Annotated in this window: 4 protein-coding genes; 3 read left to right on the forward strand and 1 reads right to left on the reverse strand. The window is 34.9% G+C overall.

Annotation, left to right across the window (positions count from 1 at the left end; translation table 11 throughout):
- Window positions 1-122 precede the first annotated feature (122 nt).
- The 3 genes from E7Z79_RS09370 (at window position 123) to E7Z79_RS09380 (ending at window position 3,480) form a co-directional block, all read left to right on the forward strand.
- Entirely contained in the window at window positions 123-752 is a 630-nt protein-coding gene (locus E7Z79_RS09370) for a HEAT repeat domain-containing protein (protein WP_303739678.1), read from the forward strand.
- Window positions 753-1,016: 264 nt separating this feature from the next.
- Window positions 1,017-3,122, forward strand: coding sequence for a hypothetical protein (locus tag E7Z79_RS09375; protein ID WP_303739679.1), 2,106 nt, complete (start codon window positions 1,017-1,019; stop codon window positions 3,120-3,122).
- 43 nt (window positions 3,123-3,165) lie between these two features.
- Complete coding sequence (locus tag E7Z79_RS09380) at window positions 3,166-3,480, forward strand: TfoX/Sxy family protein (RefSeq protein ID WP_303739680.1); 315 nt, start codon at window positions 3,166-3,168, stop codon at window positions 3,478-3,480.
- 51 nt (window positions 3,481-3,531) lie between these two features.
- Here the strand turns inward: E7Z79_RS09380 and E7Z79_RS09385 are convergent.
- Window positions 3,532-4,038, reverse strand: a 507-nt coding sequence (locus tag E7Z79_RS09385; protein WP_303739681.1) for a hypothetical protein, incomplete at its 5' end; no start/stop codon positions are given.

Below are 4,038 nucleotides of genomic sequence, written 5' to 3' on the forward strand. Positions count from 1 at the left end.
TCTTATTTTTTTTTAATTTTGGCAATGTCGTATCATGTCACTCTTTTTTTTAAGAAATTCTTACTCATATTCTCCAAATTAACATAGATACATTTAAAGTGATTAACTTAAAATAATTAAATATGGATGATAAGGTTATTCTAAAAGAATTGCGAGATTTGACAAAGGACCGGCAGAGTTGGAAGGTAAATATTGATTGTGTCGCAGATAAACTGAATAATGCTTATTCAAATGCCGTCAAGGCAAAGGCGTTATGGCTTTTAGGAGAGATGGGGCTGAGACATCCCAAAGAAATTGAAGGATATGTTGAAGACATTGTCAGTTACATGGACAATGATGATTCAAAATTGAGGGAAAGGTCAGTCAATGCGATTGGAAGAATAGGAAGGGCAGATAAGAATCTGATAATTCCTCATTTAGACAAACTGATGGACATGAGATTGGACGAGTCCGAAAATGTTAGACATTCATTTGTCTGGGCCTGTGAAAACATAGCTTCAACCGCTCCGGACCTATTTTGTGAAAAATTAGATATTTTTTATGACATGATTTTTGATTCAGGACAGAAAGTTAGGATAGAAGCACCTGAAATGTTCCGGGTGATTGGAAAACAAAAACCTGATTATGTAATACCCTACCTTGAAAAACTGGAATGGATAGCACAAAATGATGAAAACAGAATTGTTCGCATCCATAGTGCGGGCGCTATTCGATTTACAAAAAAAGCATTGGAGGAAAGTTGTAATGATTAAATATACTGAAACCAGCAAGGATTATGCTGTTTTTTATTTGGTGAATATGTTAATAACCTCAGCATAATTCTTTTGATTCTTCTGCAATTATATTACCATTTTAAATGCAAAAAGACACTTTCAAATGAAAATCAAAACTTTTTGATGATGACGTGCACTATTAATTTTAATAATGATTTATTAATTAAAGCAATTTCTTTACATAACTTATTATGGATTTTTTACAAATATTACAAATGAATATATTATTGGATGTGATAAATAATGTTGAAGAAAAGGTATTCAATGGTAATGCTATTGATATTGTTGGTGGGAATTTTTTCCATTTCTATGGCAAGTGCCAGCGACAATCTAACTGATGATAATTTAATGTCAAACAATATTGATAATGAATCTCTTGAAATGGATGTTGAAGACGATGATCTTTATAATCTAAATGATTTGATTCAGGAATCTGATTCTGGAGATACAATTGAACTTGATCAGGACTATAAAAGTTATGGGAGTCATATTGGGATATATCATTCCATAATCCTTGACGGTAATGGCCATATATTGGATGGTGATAAAAAATGTAGCATAATTCAAGTTTCCGCAAATGATGTTGTAATCAAAAACATTGTCTTCAAGAATGGATTTTCAGACGAAGACGGGGGTGCAATTAGATGGCTTGGAAATAACGGTATTCTAATCAACTGTACTTTCATAAGCAATTCAGCAACCTCTGATGGCGGTGCAGTATATATGGGTGGAATCAACAACACCATAAAAGACAGCACTTTCAAAAGTAATTCTGCGAAATTTGGTGGGGCTGTTTTTGTCTCATCAATTCCTGAAGCAAAAATAACAAATTGTAATTTCATGAAAAATAAGGCAGATAATGGGGGAGCTATTGACTGGCAGGGATTAAACGGTTCTGTTTTTGATTGTGATTTCACAGAAAATACGGCTAAATTTGGTGGAGCTGTCTGTTGGTTTGGTGAAAATGGGATTTTGACCGATTGTAACTTCATAGGTAATTCTGCAACTTCTAGTGGTGGGGGTGGAGCAATTTCTTGGGGCAGTGAGAAAGGAACAATATCTAAATCAAGTTTCAGGAAAAACACTGCTCCTTACTATGGAAGAAATATTGAATGTTCTGATGGAATAATACTTTCAGGATTGAAATATGATGAAAAAGCTACAGTGAAACTTTCAGTATCTGGAAACTATTATAAAAGTTCAGTTTTAAACATAAAAGTTTTATATTCCGATAAAACTGTCATTCCAAATATGGGGGTTAATTTAAAATTTTCAAACGGAAAAACAGCGTTTGTGAGAACCAACTCCAAAGGAGTTGCAACCTATAATATTCCTTATGCTCCAGGTACATATAGTGTTAAGGCTACATTATTGGATGATGATATTTCTGCAGATGCAGTTACTCTTAAAAACATTAAAATTAATAAGGCACAGGCTAAATTGACACCTACTAAGTTATCCACCAGCTACTCTTCCGGAAAATACTTCCAAACTAAGGTAATTAACACAAAAACCAAAAAGGCAATGTCTGGTGTAAAATTGAAACTGAAAATTTTCACAGGTAAAAAATTTAAGACAGTAAGCGCCAATACCAACTCAAAGGGCATTGCAAAATACTCAGCTTCAAAGTTAAGCATAGGTACACATAAGGTTATTGTTGAGAATGGGGATACAAAATATGTTTCTGCATCTTCCAAAACAAGTTCCATTAAAATAGTCAAGGCTACCTTGAAGATATATGCGCCTACGGTCAACAACAGATACAATATGGCAGGAACATTCAAGGTCACAGTCAAAAACAAGGAATCTGGGGCTGCAATGAAAAACGTTAAAGTTTTAGTTAACGTATACGCAGGATCTCAATCTAAAAATTATAACCTTAAGACAAATGCTAACGGACAAGTAAGCATCAGTACAAAGTCACTAAGCAATGCCAACCATAAGGTGATTGTCAGTGTAAAGGCATCCGCCAACTACAAGGCATCAAAAGCAAGTAGCCAAATATCCATTTCAAATAAAAAAATTAATACAACATTGGCTGTTATAGTTGGTAATTATTACTTCAATGATTTTGGTGATTTCAATGCTGCTGATGTTGAAGTCATTTTGATGGATGAATCAGGCAAATATATAAACAAGGAAGTTGACTACAGTTGCTATTACCGCATAAACTGGGGAAGTGATACGGTTGAGTATAATGGCACTATAATGTCCAATGAAGATACTTATTTGTCAATTGCTCCTGGTTCGGTGTACCGCAATTCAGCATTTGGATATATATTATTTGAATTTAAAGGTGATTCAATCTATAATTCTTCTAGCTGTAAAATTAATTTATTGGGTAGGTGATTTTTTTTCATCTACATCTTATTTTTTTTAATGAGGTGTTTAAATGCCGTCAAGCAAACAATATCTGGAATACGTGCTGGAGCAGTTATCTGATTTGGATGAGATATCATATAGGGCAATGATGGGTGAGTACATCATATATTATCGCGCAAAGATTGTTGGCGGAATTTATGATGACAGATTTCTTGTCAAGCCTGTGAAATCGGCGATGTCAATGATGTCTGATGCCAGTATGGAACTTCCATATGATGGTGCAAAGGAAATGGTTCTGGTTGATGATTTGGAAAATAAGGCATTTCTAAAGGAACTTTTTGAGAAAATGTATGATGAGCTTCCTACTCCGAGAAAAAGAAAATGATGGCCGTAATGCAGTCATATGGTGGCCATTAACTTCAGACTATTTTTTTAATTATTCGGTGGGATCGAATTCGTTAACGACTTCCTGTATTGTATAACAGTCGCTGTCCTCCATTGCTGCAAGCCCAAGCTGGAACCTTATGATGGAATATGAAAGCTTATCATTGCTTGTGAAATCTGAATATTCTTCAATCAGCCTTTCGAACTGCAGTGATCTTCTAAGCAAATCAGCCTTTATTAGTTTCAGGTTTTCATTTTCGTCGTCAACCTTGTCAACCAAATCCACTGCCAGTTTTCTCATTTCAACTGCAAGCCCATCATCGGTATCGTCACATGCCCAGGCGCAATGAAGAAGAGAATAAAATTCAGAATTATGGTCATTTTCAGCCTTTGATATGAGATAACGCCTATAGAATCTTTTGGACAAGTCGGACTTGAAGTCATTTCCTTCGCAGGTTAGATATTCCTCACTTTTAAGAAAATCAGGTGATGTCTTGAGTTCATTGTCAAGCCTTGCTGCAACATATCCGCAGTGTGGACATTCCATAAGCCAAACATT

Origin of the sequence: Methanobrevibacter thaueri (assembly GCF_015062905.1) — an archaeon.
Taxonomy (GTDB): Archaea; Methanobacteriota; Methanobacteria; order Methanobacteriales; family Methanobacteriaceae; genus Methanocatella; species Methanocatella thaueri_A.

What these genes read in the sequence shown, in the direction of transcription:
- E7Z79_RS09370 (WP_303739678.1), top strand. Translation starts at nt 123, where the DNA reads ATGGATGATAAGGTTATTCTAAAAGAATTGCGAGATTTGACAAAGGAC.
- E7Z79_RS09375 (WP_303739679.1), top strand. Translation starts at nt 1,017, where the DNA reads ATGTTGAAGAAAAGGTATTCAATGGTAATGCTATTGATATTGTTGGTG.
- E7Z79_RS09380 (WP_303739680.1), top strand. Translation starts at nt 3,166, where the DNA reads ATGCCGTCAAGCAAACAATATCTGGAATACGTGCTGGAGCAGTTATCT.